This window comes from Nocardia sp. NPDC057272 (assembly GCF_042668615.1).
In the GTDB taxonomy this organism is placed as follows: Bacteria; Actinomycetota; Actinomycetes; order Mycobacteriales; family Mycobacteriaceae; genus Nocardia.
This window is the reverse complement of sequence record NZ_JBHUYK010000026.1, coordinates 1-15,352: the sequence shown is the minus strand read 5'-3', so window position 1 is coordinate 15,352 and position 15,352 is coordinate 1. Positions and strand designations below refer to the sequence as shown.

Here is a 15,352-nt window from a genome sequence, read left to right as displayed (position 1 = left end):
CGCCGCCCGATAAACTCTGCCCATGACCGACACCGCGCTGCTCGAGGGCCCCATCCACGCTGTTCATATCGAACTCGGCGCCACCTTCGCGCCGTTCGGCGGGTGGGAGATGCCCGTGCAGTACGCGGGCACGGTCGGCGAGCACACGGCGGTGCGCACCACGGTCGGGCTCTTCGACGTGAGCCACCTCGGTAAGGCGACCGTCGCGGGTCAGGGAGCCGCGGCTTTCGTGAATTCGGCGTTGACCAACGACCTGGGCCGGATCCAGCCGGGAAAGGCGCAGTACACCCTGTGCTGTGCCGAGGACGGCGGCGTGATCGACGACCTGATCGCCTACTACGTCAGCGACGACGAGGTGTTCCTGGTGCCGAACGCGGCCAACACCGCGGCGGTGGTGGCCGAGTTGCGCAAGGTCGCTCCCGAGGGGATCACCGTCACCGACCAGCATCGCGACTACGCGGTGTTCGCGGTGCAGGGGCCCAAGGCCACCGAGGTGCTGACCGCGCTCGGCCTGCCCACCGAGATGGAGTACATGGCCTACGCCGACGCCGAGTGGCAGGGCCGTCCGGTGCGCGTGTGCCGGACCGGCTACACCGGCGAGCACGGCTACGAGCTGCTGCCGACGTGGGCTGACGCGGAGCCGCTGTTCCGCGCCCTGATCGCGCAGGTCGAGGCCGAGGGCGGCCAGGCGGCCGGACTCGGCGCGCGCGACACCCTGCGCACCGAGATGGGCTACCCGCTGCACGGACACGAACTGTCCCTCGACATCACCCCGAACCAGGCCCGTACCGGCTGGGCCGTGGGCTGGAAGAAGCCGGAATTCTGGGGCAAGGCCGCGCTCGAGCAGGAGAAGGCCGACGGCCCGCGCCGTACGCTGATGGGACTGAAGGCACTGGATCGCGGCGTGCTGCGCCAGGGCCAGACCGTGCTCCGCGACGGCGAGCCGGTCGGCGAGACCACCTCGGGGACGTTCTCACCGTCGCTGAAGGTCGGCATCGCGCTGGCGCTGCTCGACACCGACGCGAAGCTCGAACCCGGCGACGAGGTGGAGGTCGACGTCCGTGGGCGCAAGCTGCGCGCCGCGGTCGTCAAGCCGCCGTTCGTCGACACCAAGACCAAGTAACTCCCCCGTAGTGGGGGCGAGACAGCACCGAATCGGCCCGGATAGGATTCCCACCATGACAGTCGCCGCACAGTTCACCCGTATCCCGCATCCCGCGCCCACCCCGGCGCAGCGGCGGGAAGAGGTACTGGCGGCCCCCGGTTTCGGACGGTTCTTCACCGATCACATGGTGTCGATCGACTACGCCGACGGCCGGTGGGGCAACGCGCGCGTCGAACCGTACGGCCCGCTCTCGATGGACCCGGCGACCATGGTGTTCCACTACGGCCAGGCGATCTTCGAAGGGCTCAAGGCCTACCGCCAGCCCGACGGCGAGATCGCGACCTTCCGCATCGATGCCAACGCCGCGCGGTTCCGCCGCTCGGCCGCGCGGATGGCGATGGCGGAACTGCCCGAGGAACTGTTCATCGAGTCCGTGCGCCAGCTCCTCGACGTCGACGCCGACTGGGTGCCCGCGGCCGGTGGCGAGGACTCGCTGTACCTGCGGCCGTTCATGTTCTCCACCGAGGCGGGCCTGGGCGTGAAGCCCGCGTCGGCCTACAAATACCTGCTGCTCGCCTCGCCTGCCGGGGCCTACTTCCCGCGCGGTGTGAAGCCGGTGCGGGTGTGGCTGTCGACCGAGTACGTGCGCGCGGCTCCCGGCGGCACCGGTGAGGCGAAGGTGGCGGGCAACTACGCCTCGTCGCTGCTCGCGCAGGCGCAGGCCACCGACGAGGGCTGTGACCAGGTGGTCTGGCTGGACGCCTGCGAGCGGCGCTACGTCGAGGAGATGGGCACCAACAACCTGTTCTTCGTGTTCGGCACCGGCTCGGAGGCGCGGCTGGTGACCCCCGAGCTGTCGGGTTCGCTGCTGCCCGGTATCACCCGCGACTCGCTGCTGACCCTGGCGGCCGACTCCGGCTACCCGGTGGAGGAGCGCAAGATCTCGGTGGAGGAATGGCGCAAGGGCGCAGAATCCGGTGAGATCAGTGAGGTCTTCGCCTGCGGGACGGCCGCGGTGATCACGCCGGTGGGCTGGGTGAAGTCCGGCGACGGCGAATTCGCCATCGGTGGCGGGGAGCCCGGTGAGGTGACGATGGCGCTGCGTGACACGTTGACCGGAATCCAGCGCGGAACTTTCGCCGACACCCACGGGTGGATACGGACTCTGTAAGCGTCACAACAGCATTCGGGAGCGGGTCCCTGGCGTAGGGGCCCGCTCTTGTGCTGTTCAGCCCGGCATCAACGCCTGCCACTCGCCGAGGGACTTCGGGCGCAGGACGTAGTTGGATTCGCGGACGGACGACAGCGCGGCGCTGGGGGCTTCGGAGTACCAGTGGCCGGGGTAGACGACCGGGTTGCCGTCGAGGGCGGCGAGTTGGCGCAGGCTGCGGAACATCTCGTCGGTGTCGCCGCCGGGGAAGTCGGTGCGGCCGCAGCCGTCGATGAACAGGGTGTCGCCGGAGATGAGGCGGCCGTCGAACAGGAAGCACTGGCTGCCCGGGGTGTGGCCGGGCGTGTGGAGTAACTCGATCTCGAAGGCGCCGACCTTCACCTTGTCGCCGTGGTCGTGGCCGGTCAGTTCGCTGGGGGCGATGCCGGTGGTCTGGGCGACCCAGTCCAGTTCGAGCTTGTTGACATGGACCGGGACGCTGGTCTTCTCGAGTAGTTCGGCCACGCCGCCGAGGGTGAAACCGAGCATGGTGCCGCCGACGTGGTCGGGATGATGATGGGTGGCGAGTACGCCGGATACGCGCATGCCGTCGGCCTCCGCGACCTCGACCAGGTCGGCCGCTTGGTAGGCGGGGTCGACCAGGAGGGTCTCGCCGGTCTCCCGGTCGCCGATCAGATACGCGAAGTTGCGCATCTGCGTGGCGATCGGATCGCCGACGGCGTAATCCCGGCCGGACAGCAGCTGGCGGAAGTAGAGGCGCTCGGATGACATGCGCTCCACTGTATTGCCACCGGTGTGCTGGCGACGCACCCGAGTACCGTTGACCGGACGGTCTGTGGGAGCACACAATCGCCGATATCTTGGACTTGTGACCAGTAAGAGTTTGCGGTAACTGAGCGTTTCGCTATAACGCCAGCGAGAAGCCCACTGCGGCAATCGAAACCGTGATCTCCACTACTGCGCCGAGAATATCGCCGGACAGGCCCTCGAAACGGCGGACACAGTGCCGGGTGACAGCGACGGTCGCCGCGAGGGCGGCGATCACGACAACGGGGCCGAGCCAGAGGTTGTCTGGAACCGCCCACACCGCGGCGCCGACGGCGAGCGCGGGCCAGATCCACACGGCGGCGCGCGGCTGCGTGCCCGCGACCAACGCGCCGAAACCGGCGTCGGGGGCGGCGGGGGTGCCGGTGCGGCACGCCGGCACGACCGCGACTCGGCCCGCGGCGACGGCGAGGACGAGCGCGAGCCAGCGGTGCTGATCGGCCAGCGTCGCGAAGGCCACCGCTTGGACGGCGACGGCGAAGACGAGCGCGGCGACGCCGAACGGGCCCGCACCCCCGGACTTCATGATCTCGCGGGCCCGCTGGGGCGGGCCATAGCTGCCGAGCCCGTCGACGGTGTCGGCCAGGCCGTCGAGATGCATGCCCCGGGTGAGCACGGCGAGCAAACCGACGACGAGGAGACCGGCGAGAAGGGCGGTCAGGCCCGCGCTGACCAGTAACCAGAGGGTGGCCGCCGCGAACGCTCCCAGAGCGAGCCCGATCAGCGGGGCGAGAGTGATCGCGTGTCCCGCTGTACGCCGGTCGACCAGTGCCGGGCCGGTGATCGGGACGACCGTCAGCCAGGAGACCGCGAGCCGGAGCGCGTTCACTTGGCCAGGTCGACGGTGTCCGATTCCTCGGCCGAGGTGCTGACGCCCGCGTCGGCGAAGGTCGACATCTCGGCGAGGGTCGCGACCGCGGCCCGCAAGATCGGGAGGGCGGTCAGTGCCCCGGAGCCTTCGCCGAGGCGCATCTCGAGGTCGATCAGCGGGGTCAGGCGCAGGTGCTTCAAGGCCAGGTCGTGAGCCGGTTCGGTGGAGCGGTGGGCCGGCAGCCACCAGGCTTTCGCGCCCGCGGCGATGTCCTCGGCGACCAGGGCGGCGGCGGTGACCACGACGCCGTCGAGCAGCACGGGCGTGCGACGGACGGCCGCCTGGGCGAGGAAACCGGTCATGGCGGCGAAGTCGGCGCCCGCGGCGACGCGGAGCAGGTCGACGGGGTCGGTGGCGACCGGGCGGGCACGGCGCATGCCGTCGCGGATGGCGGCGACCTTGCGGATCCAGCCCTGGTCGTCGACGCCGGTGCCGCGGCCGACCGCGGCGACGGGTTCGGTGCCGGTGAGGACGGCGATGAGGACGGTGGCGGGAGTGGTGTTGCCGATGCCCATGTCACCGGCGATGAGCAGGTCGGCGCCCGCGTCGATTTCCTCGTCGGCGATCGCGCGACCCGCGGCCAGCGCGGCGGTGACCTCGGCGTCGGTGAGCGCGTCCTCGCGGTCGATGGAACCGCTCGAGCGACGCACCTTGTGCTGGGCCACCGAGGGGTCGGTGTCACCGTTGACGGCGATGTCGACGACCCGCACGGTCGCGCCCGCCACGGCGGCCAGCGCGTTCACCGCCGCGCCGCCCGCCAGGAAATTGGCCACCATCTGCGCGGTGACCTCGCTCGGATACGCCGAGACACCGTGCTCGGCCACGCCGTGATCGCCCGCGAACAGCACCACCCTGGCGCGTTCGAACTGCTGGGGCGGGCATACGCCCTGGCATGCGGCGACCCAGTTGCCGAGTTCTTCGAGCCGTCCCAGTGATCCGGCCGGTTTGGTGAGCTGCGTCTGGCGCTGCTCGGCCGCCGCGCGCACCTGCGCGTCCGGGGCCGCGACCGGGTCGAATCCGTGCGTCACTGGCAAGCCTTTCGGAGGTGGTACAGGGTGTTCGACGCTCATCTTGCCCGGATCACGGTGCACGGCGGTGACCGGCCCGGCTCATTTCAATCGAAGCGGCAGCCCAGCCACGATGAGGTACGCCTCGTCGCACGCCCGCGCGAGACGCTGGTTCAGCGCGCCGATCTCGTCGCGGAACAGCCGCCCCGAGCGGGTCGCGGGGATCACGCCCATGCCCACCTCGGGCGATACGATCACCAGCCGTTCCCGGTAGGACTCGACGGCGTCCACGAGCGTGTCGCAGTCGGGGGTGACGGTGCCGCGCGGTGCGTCCCAGGCGTCGCGGGCGTCGAGGCGGGCGGTGAGCCAGGTGCCGATGTCGTCGAGCAGGGTCGCGGGCGCCGCGGTGGCGAGAACCGTTGCGGGCTCGGTGTTCTCGACGGTCGTCCAGTGTTCGGGGCGGCGGTCGCGGTGGACGGCGATCCGGTCGGCGAAGTCGTGATCGGTAGGATCGACCACGGCGGTGGCCAGGTAGCGAACCGAGGATGCGTCGGTCAGCACGGCCTCGGCGAAGGCGGATTTTCCGGAACGGGCGCCGCCGAGCACGAGGACGCGGGCCGAGGAGGACCTGTCTGACATGTCAGCACGGTAGCAACCGGCGACCACGCGCCACTGGCGACACCGTCGGCTGCCGAGTCAGGCCGACAGCGCGTCCAAGATCATCGGGCGAGCGGTGGTGAGGGCCTGTTGCCAATACGGCCAATTGTGGGTGCCGTTGACGATGTCGACACGGGCGGAGACCCCGAGAGCGGTGGCCCGGTCGCGGAAGATGCCCGCGGCGACCACCGTCATCGCCTCGAGGCTCATCGCGTTGAGGGTGTTGCCGAGGCCGTAGGGGACATCGGCGGCGCCGGGGATGCCGTTGCCGGTGGTCACATAGAGGGGCAGGCCGCGCAGTCGCTCGACCTGGGCGGTGGCGTCGTTGCGGGCCCACGCGGGGTCGCCTGCCGGGCCCCACATGTCGTCGACGTTGAAATTGCCCTCGTCGAGCATGGCGACGCGCATGGCCTGGTTCCACATCGGGTAGGTCGGGTTGACGAAGCCGGAGAACGAACCGGCGAAGCGGAACTGATCACGGTGGTGGGCGGCGAGGGTGAGTGCGGCGTTGCCGCCCATGGACGCGCCGACGATGGCGTTGTTGGTACGCGAGACCCCATATCTGGCAAGGAAATCGGGCAGTTCACGGGTGAGGAACGTTTCCCACCGGTAGGTCGTCTTCTGGCCGTTGGTGCTGCTGGGCCGGTACCAGTCGGTGTAGAAGCTGGAGTGGCCGCCGACCGGGAACACCAAAGTGACGTTGTCGCCGGCGAATTGGCGCAAGGCATCGGTGTCGGTGGTCCATTGGCTGTGGTCGTCGGGGGCGCGCAGACCGTCGAGCAGGTAGAGCGCGGAGCTGCCGCCGCGCGCCGCCCACTGCACCTGGACCTTGATCGGACCCATGCTCGACGGAACGATCAAGTCCTCGAAACCGCCCGCGGGCGTCCGCATCACCGGTGCGGTGATCGGCGCGGCAACGGCCGCGGAGGTGCCGAGGGACGACACGACCACAGCCGTAGCGGCAATCGTGAGAGCTCTGCTCAGCCGACGAAATCTTCCCCACCCAGCGTGAAACACCTTGCTAGCCGACCAGTTCCCGCCGGTCGAGTCAAGCCGATTGTGGGGCTTCACAGCTTCGATCGCCACTACATGGCTTGCCATGTAATATGGGAAGTGGCGGCAGCGGATCGACGGAGGGTTGGGATGGAACAGATCGAGCGGGATCCCATGGATCGGGCCGATTCCCTGGGATACGTGATCAATCACCTGGCGCGGCTCATGGAGCAGGCGCTGCGTGATCGTATCGCCGAGTACGGCGTCGTACCGGGGCAATTCGCTCAACTACTCGCGCTGTACGAGGAGGAAGGGGTCTCGCAGCTGCGGCTCTGCGAGAAGGTGCGGATCGACCAGTCGACGATGGCGCACACCCTCAAACGGATGGAGCGGGACGGCTTGATCGAGCGCATCGCCGACCCGCGCGACGGCAGGCGGTCGCTGATCTACCTCACCGACCGGTCCCGTGCGCTGCGCACCGCGCTGACCGCGGCCGCCCGGGAGGTGAACGACCTCGCCACCACAGGTTTTCCCGACGTGGACGGTGACGAGTTCCTCCGCATGGCTCGACAGTCGATCGGCAATCTCGAGGCCGATCGTGGGGCGTGAGGGGCGAACCGTGGCATCCCGGATCCATCCCGTCGCGGGCGCGGTCGGATTGCTCACCGTGCTCACCTTCTGGACGTCGACGGTGGTGAGCGAACTCAGCGGGTCCACAGCGGCGATCGTCGCGGTCAAGCTGGCCATCCCGTGGGCCCTGCCGATTCTCGTGCTCGCGCTCGCCATCACCGGCGGCACCGGCTTCCGACTGGCCGGGAAGTCGGCGATGCCCGCCCTCCTCGCCAAGAAGCGCCGGATGCCCTTCATCGCGGGCAATGGCTTACTGGTGCTGATCCCCTCGGCGATCACCCTGGCGGTGCTCGCCGGCCGTGCCGAGTTCGGGCCGTTGTTCTACGGCGTGCAAGCGCTGGAACTGCTCGCCGGCGCGACCAATATCGTGCTCATGTCGCTCAATGCGCGCGACGGATTCCGCGTCACCGGCCGCTTCGGGCACCGTTCCGTGACGGAGTGAAGCTCGGCTCAGCCGGCCGCGCCGAAGCGGCGGCGGTATTCGGTGGGGGCGATGCCGACCTGGCGCTGGAAGTGGTGGCGCAACAGAGCGCCGGAGCCGAAGCCGGACTCGTCGGCGATCCGTTCCAGGGCCATATCGGTGGTTTCGAGCAGGTGCTTGGCGAACAGGACGCGCTGAGTGGTGAGCCATTTGACCGGGGTGGTGCCGGTTTCGGCGGCGAAGCGGCGGGCGAAGGTGCGGGTGGACATGCTGGAGCGGGCCGCGAGCTCGTCGACGGTGTGTGGGTGGGCGAGGTTCTCGGTGAGCCAGGCCAGCGTGGTGGACAGGCCGATCGAACTGCACTCGGGGACCGGCTGCTCGATGAACTGGCGCTGGCCGCCGTCGCGCTGCGGCGGCACGACCATGCGGCGCGCGATGCCGTTGGCGGCGGCGGTACCGATCTCGCGGCGGACCAGGTGCAGGCAGGCGTCGATGCCCGCGGCGGTACCCGCGCTGGTGATCAGGTTGCCTTCGTCGACGAACAGGACGTCGGGGTCGACGGTCGCATCGGGGAACATCGTGGCGAGTCTGTCGACATAACGCCAGTGGGTGGTGCACTTGCGGCCGTCGAGCAGACCGGCCGCGCCGGCCAGGAAGGCGCCCGAGCAGACGGTGAGGACGGTCGCGCCCGCGTCGGCCGCCCCGCGCACCGCCTCGAGTACCCGGTCGTCGTACTGGTCGATCGGGGAGGCCGGGATGGCGACCAAGTCGGCCTTCGCGAGTTGGTCGAGGCCGAATTCTGGGGTGACCGCGATGCCGGGGGTGGTGGAACGCAGTGGCTTGCCCGGGTCGGCGCCGCAGACCCGGAAGTCGAAGCCGGGTAGGCCGTCGGCGGTGCGGTCGAGGCCGAAAACCTCACAGACGACACCGAATTCGAACATCGCGAGCCGGTCGCTGAGGACCACGGCAACCTTCGAGAGCATGCCTCATCGTAGCTGGCTGAATCTTTACGCACAATGACAGAACAGCCACTCTCGGCTGAAAATCATCGAGCGCAAAATTACTGCCATGCTTACTTTTCTGATCGTCCTCACCGCCATCATCGGACTCGCCGTACTGATCGGTCGCGGCACCGCCGGCTCCACCGGGATCGTCGACCGCGACGCCCAGCGCATGGACACCGAGCTCAAAGCCATCGCGGGCTACGCCGACTACATCCGCCCGAGCCATCACTGAAAAGACGAATGCCGCCCCATCCGCAAGGATGAGACGGCATTCGGAAGTCCGGTCGAACTCAGACCGCGTCGCCGGGGCCGACCCGCGGCTTCGGAGCGCGCATCTTGCGGATCTGCGAGGCGCGGACGAAGGCGTACCAGCCGAGCTTGAAGCCGGTGTCGGTGGTGTCGGGGAACCGTTCGATCACCCGGTTGCTCACGATCTTGCCCAGGACGAAGCCCTCGATGATCATGAAGACCATCATCACCAGCATGGCCAGGGTGACGATGGTCTGCAGGCCGGGGGCGACGAACATCGACAGGATCAGCACCAGCGCCATCGGCATGAACAGGCCGACGAGGTTGCGGCGGGCGTCCACCAGGTCGCGCACATACGCGCGGACCGGACCCTGATCGCGGGGCAGCAGATACTTGTCCTCGCCGGCGAGCATGCGGGCGCGGCGGTCCTGCACGGCGGCGCGACGGTCGGCGGCGGCGGCCTTGCGGTCCTGTTTGGTGCCCTTGACAGCCTTGCGGCGCGCGCGGGCTTCCTTGGCGGTCAGCGGGGCGGGCGCGATCGGACCGCGCCGCTTGCCTTCTGCCTCACGCCTTTTCGGCGTCGGCCTGCCCTTACCGGGAGTGGTCGACGCCGTGGCGGCGGCCTGTTCGGAGTCGGACACCGACGGGTCGACGGACTCGTCGATGGTGCTGGACTCGTCGCGACGAAACAATTTCACGTTCACCAGGCTATTCGATGATGCCGACCATCGGGAAATGCGGTCCGCTCAGCGGTGGGCCCGGTCTCATCCGTGGCCGGGCTGCGACGTAGATCACGTCGTCACAGGGCGTACTGTGGGCACAAGCACCCAGGTGGCGTCTACTGGCTGCGCCGAGGGTGGCAAAATAGGAATAGCAGTTGCTGCGACAGCGTTGAAGACAGTCGTGCGCTGTGCACCTGAGGTCCGTTGACGGGCTGAGTCGAACTAGGAGTGTCCATGACTGTGCAGAACGAGACCGCCACCGAGACCCACGGTGCGACGCTGACCGACGCTGCCGCCATCAAGGCGAAGGCGCTGCTCGACCAGGAGGGTCGCGACGATCTGGCCCTGCGGATCGCCGTGCAGCCCGGTGGCTGTGCCGGTCTGCGTTACCAGCTGTTCTTCGACGATCGCATCCTCGACGGTGACATCGTCGTCGAGTTCTCCGGCGTGAAGCTGGCCGTCGACCGCATGAGCGCCCCGTACATCGACGGCGCCTCGATCGACTTCGTCGACACCATCGAGAAGCAGGGCTTCACCATCGACAACCCCAACGCCACCGGTTCTTGCGCCTGCGGCGATTCGTTCAACTGATGTTCGGCGCCGCGGGTTAGCGGCGCCGTAACCTCGCCTTCGAGGGCGCGCCCGGGATCATTGTGGTTGCGTGGCGAGGTAGCGAACAGGTGAACCACAGGCGGTAGCGCTTGCTAACGTTGAAGTCCGGGATCGGGTGATCCCGGACTTTCTGTTTTCCTCGTCTAGCGTCGAAGGGGCCCTGCCTCGTGTCTGTTGCCGTGTCCGCATCCATCGCCACCGACCACCTCATGCGCTTCCCCGGCCGGTTCGCCGATGCGCTGCTCGCCGATCAACTCGATCATGTGTCCTTGAGCTTCCTCGTCGACGATCTGCAGATCCGCCGCGGCGGAGTGGCGGGCAACATCGCCTACGCGATGGGCCTGCTGAAGCAGCGTCCGGTGCTCGTCGGTGCCGTCGGCGCCGACTTCGCCGAGTACCGCCAGTGGCTGGAGGCCAGCGGCGTCGACTGCTCGGCGGTGCACGTGTCCGCGACATCGCACACCGCCCGGTTCGTGTGCACCACCGATGAGACGATGGCGCAGATCGCGTCCTTCTACCCGGGTGCGATGAGCGAGGCGCGCGATATCGACATCGCCGCGATCGCCGCCGCGCACGATGTCGACCTGGTGCTGGTCGGGGCGAACGACCCCGACGCGATGGTCGCGCACACCCGCCAGGCCAAGGCGCAGGGCATCGCCTATGCCGCCGACCCGTCCCAGCAGCTGGCCCGTCTCGACGGCGCGCAGGCGACCGAACTGGTCGACGGCGCCGCCTACCTGTTCACCAACAAGTACGAGTGGGCCCTGCTGCAGCAGAAGACCGGCCTCAGCGAAGCCGACATCACCGCCAAGGTCGGCATCCGGGTCACCACGCTGGGCTCCGAAGGTGTGCTCGTCGTCGACGCCGACGGCACCGAGGTCCGCGTCGGCGTGGTGCCCGAGGTGGCCAAGGTCGACCCGACCGGTGTCGGCGACGGTTTCCGCGCAGGCTTCCTCACCGCCCACCGCGCCGGCCTGACCCTGGAACGCGCCGCCCAGCTCGGCTCCCTGATCGCCGTCCTGATCCTGGAGACCACCGGCACCCAGGAGTGGACCCTCAACACCGAAGACGCCCTCGAGCGCCTCACCAAGGCCTACGGCTCGGATGCCGCCGACGAACTGGCCTTCCTGCTCTGACGGACAGAACGCGAACGCCCCCTGGATCTTTCGATCCAGGGGGCGTTCTTCTGTGCGTCTACAGCGAGACCGGGTAGACCGGTTCCTGGATCTCGGGCTTGATGCGGTCCTCGACGAAGATGCCGTGCCAGACCATGAAGACCAGGACGGTCCAGAGGCGGCGGCTGTGGTCGGAGACGCCCGCTTTGTGGTCGCGGAGCATCTGGAGGACGGCCGGCTTGTGCAGCAGGTGGTCGGTCTGGGACTCGGCGATCTGGGTTTCGGCCCAGTCGTAGAGTTCGGTGCCGCGCAGCCAGTGGCGCAGCGGGACCGGGAAGCCGAGCTTGGCGCGGTGCAGGACGTGGTCGGGGACGATGCCGTCCAGGGCCTGGCGCAGCGCGTACTTCGAGGTTTCCTTGGTGATCTTCTGGTCGAACGGGATGCCCTCGGCGACGCGCATGACCTCGTTGTCCAGGAACGGCACGCGCAGTTCCAGGGAGTTGGCCATGGTCATCTTGTCGGCCTTGACCAGGATGTCGCCGCGCAGCCAGGTGAACAGGTCCAGGTGCTGCATGCGCGCGACCGGGTCCCAGCCCGCGGACTGAGCGTAGATCGGCGCGGTGACGTCCTGGTGGGTCCACTCGGGACGGAAGTCGCGCAGGACCGCGCGCAGCTGGGCGTCGTTGAAGCTGCGGGCATTGCCGTAGTAGCGGTCTTCGAGGCTGAGCGAGCCGCGCTGCAGCAGCGACTTGCCGCGCTTACCGTCGGGGATCTTGTCACCGAGCTTGCCGAGCAGCTTGCGAGCACCGGCGGGCAGGTATTCGAAGGGCTTGAGCGACAACGGTTCCCGGTAGATCGTGTAGCCGCCGAACAGCTCGTCGGCGCCCTCGCCGGAGAGCACGACCTTGACGTGCTTGCGGGCTTCCTTGGCCACGAAGTACAGCGGGACCAGGGCCGGGTCGGCGACCGGATCGTCGAGATACCAGACGATCTCGGGGATCGCGGCGGCGAATTCGGCGGGGGAGACCACCTTGACGATGTGGCGGGCGCCGATCAGCTCGGCGCTCTCGGCGGCCACGTCGACCTCGGAGTAGCCCTCGCGCTCGAACCCGGTGGTGAAGGTGATCAGCTTCGGGTTGTGGCGCATCGCCAGCGCGGCGATGGCGGTGGAGTCGATGCCGCCCGACAGGAACGAGCCGACGGTGACATCGGCGCGCATGTGCTTGGCGACCGAGTCCTCCAGGGCGGCGGCGATCTCGGCGTAGCGGGCCTTCTCCGAGCCCGCGACGAACGGGCGAACCCGGAAGTCGGGGCGGAAATAGCGGGTGACAACCGGCTCCTGGCCGACCTTCACCGTGGCGTAGTTGCCGGACTCGAGGCGACGGATGTTGCGGTGCAGCGACTCGGGCTCGGGCACGTACTGCAGCACCGTGTAGTGCTCGAGCGCGCGCGGGTCGAGCTCGTCGGACAGGTCCAGCGGGCTCAGCAGTTCGAGCAGGCTCTTCTTCTCGCTGGCGAAGGCGGTGCCGCCGGGGCCGGTCGCGATGAACAGCGGCTTGATGCCGAACGGATCGCGCGCGAGGAACAGTTCCGAGGTCTCGGTGTCCCAGATCGCGAACGCGAACATGCCGCGCAGCTTGCGCACGGCCTCGGGGCCCCAGAAGTGGAAGGCGGCCACGATGGCCTCGCCGTCACCGTCGGTCGCGAAGATCTTGCCCTCGGGGAATTCGGCGCCGTGCTCGGCGGCCAGCTGCTCGCGCAGCTCGAGGTAGTTGTAGATCTCGCCGTTGAAGGTCATCGCGTACCGCTGCGGGTTGTCCGCCGGGCCCCAGCGCAGCGGCTGGTGCGAGTGCTCGATATCGATGATGGACAGGCGGTTGAACCCGAAGATCATGTGATCGTCGTGCCAGGTGCCCTTCTCGTCCGGGCCACGATGCCGCTGGCAGTGCAGCGCGTCGTACACCTGATCGACCACCGCGGTCGTCGCGGAATCAGCTGTCAGGAATCCGAGCAGTCCGCACACGGTGTCGCCCAACCTTCTCTCGTTCGATGATGGGTGGCCACAACGGGCCGAAACGCTGTGTCCGAGTATGCCGCACGCCTGCCCGACACGCCGCGCTCGCCCGCTCGCGCGGGGTGCGTAGCCACCAGACGGGGGTCAAACCGCAGGTCGCGATGTTCGGTGCGGTCACGGCGGAGTGTCGAAAGTGACCCCGCGACAAGACAGTGCCTGCTTTGGTCTACGCTGCGTAGTACTCAGGTCCTTCTCAGGTGTGCAGGCGTCACAGCGGCAATACTTCGGGACGGCCTGAAACTGCTTTGAAGAGGTGTCGAACGGGCGAATCGCCGCCCGGACGACGCAATGTGTCGGAATGTGTGGCGACCAGGAAGGCGTGAGCGTGGCGCACAAGGCGAGCGAAGAGATCGGGGCACGACCCGAGAAGGGTCGGCAGGGCCGGATCCTTCGGCGGGCCGGGCTGGCGGTGTCCTTGGGGATCACCGCGATGCTCGTCTCGGGCTGCTCGATCGACAATGTTTGGCTCCGGTTCGGCTGGCCATCGGGTATCACCCCGCAGGCCACCCGCATGCGTGAGCTGTGGACCTGGTCGGTGCTGGCCGCGCTCGCCATGGGCGTGCTGGTCTGGGGTCTGACCTTCTGGACGATCATCTTCCACCGCAAGCGCAAGAACTCCCCGGAGTTCCCGCGTCAGACCGGCTACAACGTGTCGCTGGAACTGACCTACACGGCGATCCCGTTCGTGATCATCGCGGTGCTGTTCTACTTCACCGTGGTCGTGCAGAACTACGTGCACGAGAAGACCGACAACCCGGATGTCACCGTCGACGTGACCGCCTTCCAGTGGAACTGGAAGTTCGGCTACCGCAACATCAACAACGTCGGCGGTCTCACCTGGAACGGCATCGACACGGAGAAGGAGCTGCTGAACGAAGAGCAGCTCGCCGAATACCGTGAGCTGAAGAACGACAAGGGTCACCCGCAGCCGGGCCCCCTGCACGGCAAGCCGGCCAACGACATCCTCTCGTACCTGCACTACGACAAGGTCGAGACCTTCGGCTCCAGCGAAGAGGTTCCGGTCCTGGTGCTGCCGACCGGTAAGCGCATCGAGTTCCAGCTCGCCGCCGCCGACGTGATCCACGCCTTCTGGGTGCCGGAGTTCATGTTCAAGCGCGACGTGATGCCGAACCCGAAGGAAAACCAGTCCGACAACGTCTTCCAGATCTCCGAGATCGAGAAGGAAGGCGCGTTCGTCGGCCGCTGCGCCGAGATGTGCGGCACCTACCACTCGATGATGAACTTCGAGGTCCGCGCGGTCTCGCCGGAGAAGTACGCCAAGTACATGCAGGCGCGCATCGACGGCAAGACCAACGGTGAGGCGCTGGCATCGATCGGCGAGTCGCCGGTGGCCACCTCCACGTACCCCTTCAACACCAAGCGTGATGCCAAGAGCGCTTCGGTGAACGAGAGCAAGTGAGGATTCTGATATGAGGATCGAAGCGCGGATCTTCGAACTGCTCACGGCGTTCTTCATCCTGGTGGGCATCGTTTACGGCTTCTTCACCGCCCAGTCGCGCACCGGCATCGAGTGGGCGGGCACCACCGCGATCGTGCTGACCGCGGGTCTGTCGCTGATCATCGGCACCTACTTCCGGTTCGTCGCGCGTCGCATCGACCTGCGGCCCGAGGACTACGAAGAGGCCGAGATCGTCGACGGCGCCGGTGACCTGGGCTTCTTCTCGCCCGGTAGCTTCTGGCCCATCCTCCTCGCGGGCGCCGGCTCGGTGACCGCGCTGGGTCTGGCGTTCTTCCAGTTCTGGCTGATCGGCCTCGGCGTGGTGCTCGTGCTCGCCGCCGCCGCCGGCCTGGTCTTCGAGTACTACCTGGGTGCCGAGAAGCACTGATCCAGCAGGAAAACGGTCGCCGCGACGCCCTCAGCCGAGGGAGTCGCGG

17 protein-coding genes are annotated in these 15,352 nt (G+C 68.0%); 9 read left to right on the top strand and 8 right to left on the bottom strand.

Annotated elements, in window-relative coordinates:
* The first annotated feature begins 22 nt into the window (after window positions 1-22).
* Together gcvT and ACFULV_RS27590 are read left to right on the top strand one after the other, a co-directional pair.
* Window positions 23-1,123, top strand: a complete 1,101-nt coding sequence (gcvT, locus tag ACFULV_RS27595) for a glycine cleavage system aminomethyltransferase GcvT (RefSeq protein ID WP_378661588.1) — start codon at window positions 23-25, stop codon at window positions 1,121-1,123.
* A gap of 55 nt (window positions 1,124-1,178) precedes the next feature.
* Window positions 1,179-2,276, top strand: coding sequence for a branched-chain amino acid aminotransferase (locus tag ACFULV_RS27590; protein WP_378661585.1), 1,098 nt, complete (start codon window positions 1,179-1,181; stop codon window positions 2,274-2,276).
* Between the two features lie 57 nt (window positions 2,277-2,333).
* On the opposite strand, the gene ACFULV_RS27585 is transcribed toward ACFULV_RS27590, so the two are convergent.
* The 5 genes from ACFULV_RS27585 to ACFULV_RS27565 all read right to left on the bottom strand — a co-directional run bounded on the left by ACFULV_RS27585 (window position 2,334) and on the right by ACFULV_RS27565 (window position 6,581).
* On the bottom strand, window positions 2,334-3,047 hold the full coding sequence (locus tag ACFULV_RS27585; protein ID WP_378661583.1) for an MBL fold metallo-hydrolase: 714 nt from the start codon (window positions 3,045-3,047) through the stop codon (window positions 2,334-2,336).
* A gap of 133 nt (window positions 3,048-3,180) precedes the next feature.
* Entirely contained in the window at window positions 3,181-3,930 is a 750-nt protein-coding gene (locus tag ACFULV_RS27580; protein ID WP_378661580.1) for an adenosylcobinamide-GDP ribazoletransferase, read from the bottom strand.
* Entirely contained in the window at window positions 3,927-5,042 is a 1,116-nt protein-coding gene (cobT, locus tag ACFULV_RS27575; RefSeq protein ID WP_378661578.1) for a nicotinate-nucleotide--dimethylbenzimidazole phosphoribosyltransferase, read from the bottom strand. Before cobT ends, ACFULV_RS27580 begins: the two co-directional genes overlap by 4 nt.
* A gap of 39 nt (window positions 5,043-5,081) precedes the next feature.
* A complete protein-coding gene (gene cobU, locus ACFULV_RS27570; RefSeq protein WP_378636513.1) occupies window positions 5,082-5,618 on the bottom strand; it encodes a bifunctional adenosylcobinamide kinase/adenosylcobinamide-phosphate guanylyltransferase in 537 nt (178 codons plus the stop codon).
* A 57-nt stretch (window positions 5,619-5,675) separates the two neighbouring features.
* A complete protein-coding gene (locus ACFULV_RS27565) occupies window positions 5,676-6,581 on the bottom strand; it encodes an alpha/beta hydrolase (protein WP_378661575.1) in 906 nt (301 codons plus the stop codon).
* 198 nt (window positions 6,582-6,779) lie between these two features.
* Between ACFULV_RS27565 and ACFULV_RS27560 the strand changes: the two genes are divergently transcribed.
* Together ACFULV_RS27560 and ACFULV_RS27555 are read left to right on the top strand one after the other, a co-directional pair.
* The gene (locus tag ACFULV_RS27560) at window positions 6,780-7,238 is read left to right on the top strand and encodes a MarR family winged helix-turn-helix transcriptional regulator (protein WP_378661573.1); all 459 of its coding nucleotides are present in this window, start codon (window positions 6,780-6,782) and stop codon (window positions 7,236-7,238) included.
* A 10-nt stretch (window positions 7,239-7,248) separates the two neighbouring features.
* Complete coding sequence (locus tag ACFULV_RS27555) at window positions 7,249-7,701, top strand: hypothetical protein (protein ID WP_378661570.1); 453 nt, start codon at window positions 7,249-7,251, stop codon at window positions 7,699-7,701.
* A gap of 8 nt (window positions 7,702-7,709) precedes the next feature.
* Here ACFULV_RS27555 and ACFULV_RS27550 read toward each other — a convergent pair whose 3' ends face one another.
* On the bottom strand, window positions 7,710-8,663 hold the full coding sequence (locus ACFULV_RS27550) for a helix-turn-helix domain-containing protein (protein ID WP_378661568.1): 954 nt from the start codon (window positions 8,661-8,663) through the stop codon (window positions 7,710-7,712).
* A gap of 85 nt (window positions 8,664-8,748) precedes the next feature.
* On the opposite strand from ACFULV_RS27550, the gene ACFULV_RS27545 reads away from it, so the two are divergent.
* Window positions 8,749-8,916, top strand: coding sequence for a hypothetical protein (locus tag ACFULV_RS27545; protein WP_378636527.1), 168 nt, complete (start codon window positions 8,749-8,751; stop codon window positions 8,914-8,916).
* A 58-nt stretch (window positions 8,917-8,974) separates the two neighbouring features.
* Here ACFULV_RS27545 and ACFULV_RS27540 read toward each other — a convergent pair whose 3' ends face one another.
* On the bottom strand, window positions 8,975-9,574 hold the full coding sequence (locus ACFULV_RS27540; RefSeq protein ID WP_378636811.1) for a DUF3043 domain-containing protein: 600 nt from the start codon (window positions 9,572-9,574) through the stop codon (window positions 8,975-8,977).
* A 315-nt stretch (window positions 9,575-9,889) separates the two neighbouring features.
* On the opposite strand from ACFULV_RS27540, the gene ACFULV_RS27535 reads away from it, so the two are divergent.
* Both ACFULV_RS27535 and ACFULV_RS27530 read left to right on the top strand, forming a co-directional pair.
* Complete coding sequence (locus ACFULV_RS27535) at window positions 9,890-10,246, top strand: iron-sulfur cluster assembly accessory protein (RefSeq protein WP_067459056.1); 357 nt, start codon at window positions 9,890-9,892, stop codon at window positions 10,244-10,246.
* Between the two features lie 230 nt (window positions 10,247-10,476).
* Window positions 10,477-11,403, top strand: a complete 927-nt coding sequence (locus ACFULV_RS27530) for a carbohydrate kinase family protein (RefSeq protein ID WP_378661735.1) — start codon at window positions 10,477-10,479, stop codon at window positions 11,401-11,403.
* Between the two features lie 58 nt (window positions 11,404-11,461).
* Here ACFULV_RS27530 and asnB read toward each other — a convergent pair whose 3' ends face one another.
* A complete protein-coding gene (asnB, locus tag ACFULV_RS27525) occupies window positions 11,462-13,405 on the bottom strand; it encodes an asparagine synthase (glutamine-hydrolyzing) (protein WP_378661732.1) in 1,944 nt (647 codons plus the stop codon).
* Between the two features lie 481 nt (window positions 13,406-13,886).
* Between asnB and ACFULV_RS27520 the strand changes: the two genes are divergently transcribed.
* Entirely contained in the window at window positions 13,887-14,876 is a 990-nt protein-coding gene (locus ACFULV_RS27520) for a cytochrome c oxidase subunit II (protein WP_378636817.1), read from the top strand.
* A gap of 10 nt (window positions 14,877-14,886) precedes the next feature.
* Window positions 14,887-15,303: a cytochrome c oxidase subunit 4 gene (locus ACFULV_RS27515; RefSeq protein ID WP_056816603.1), complete on the top strand. Its 417-nt coding sequence runs from the start codon at window positions 14,887-14,889 to the stop codon at window positions 15,301-15,303.
* Window positions 15,304-15,352: the final 49 nt, after the last annotated feature.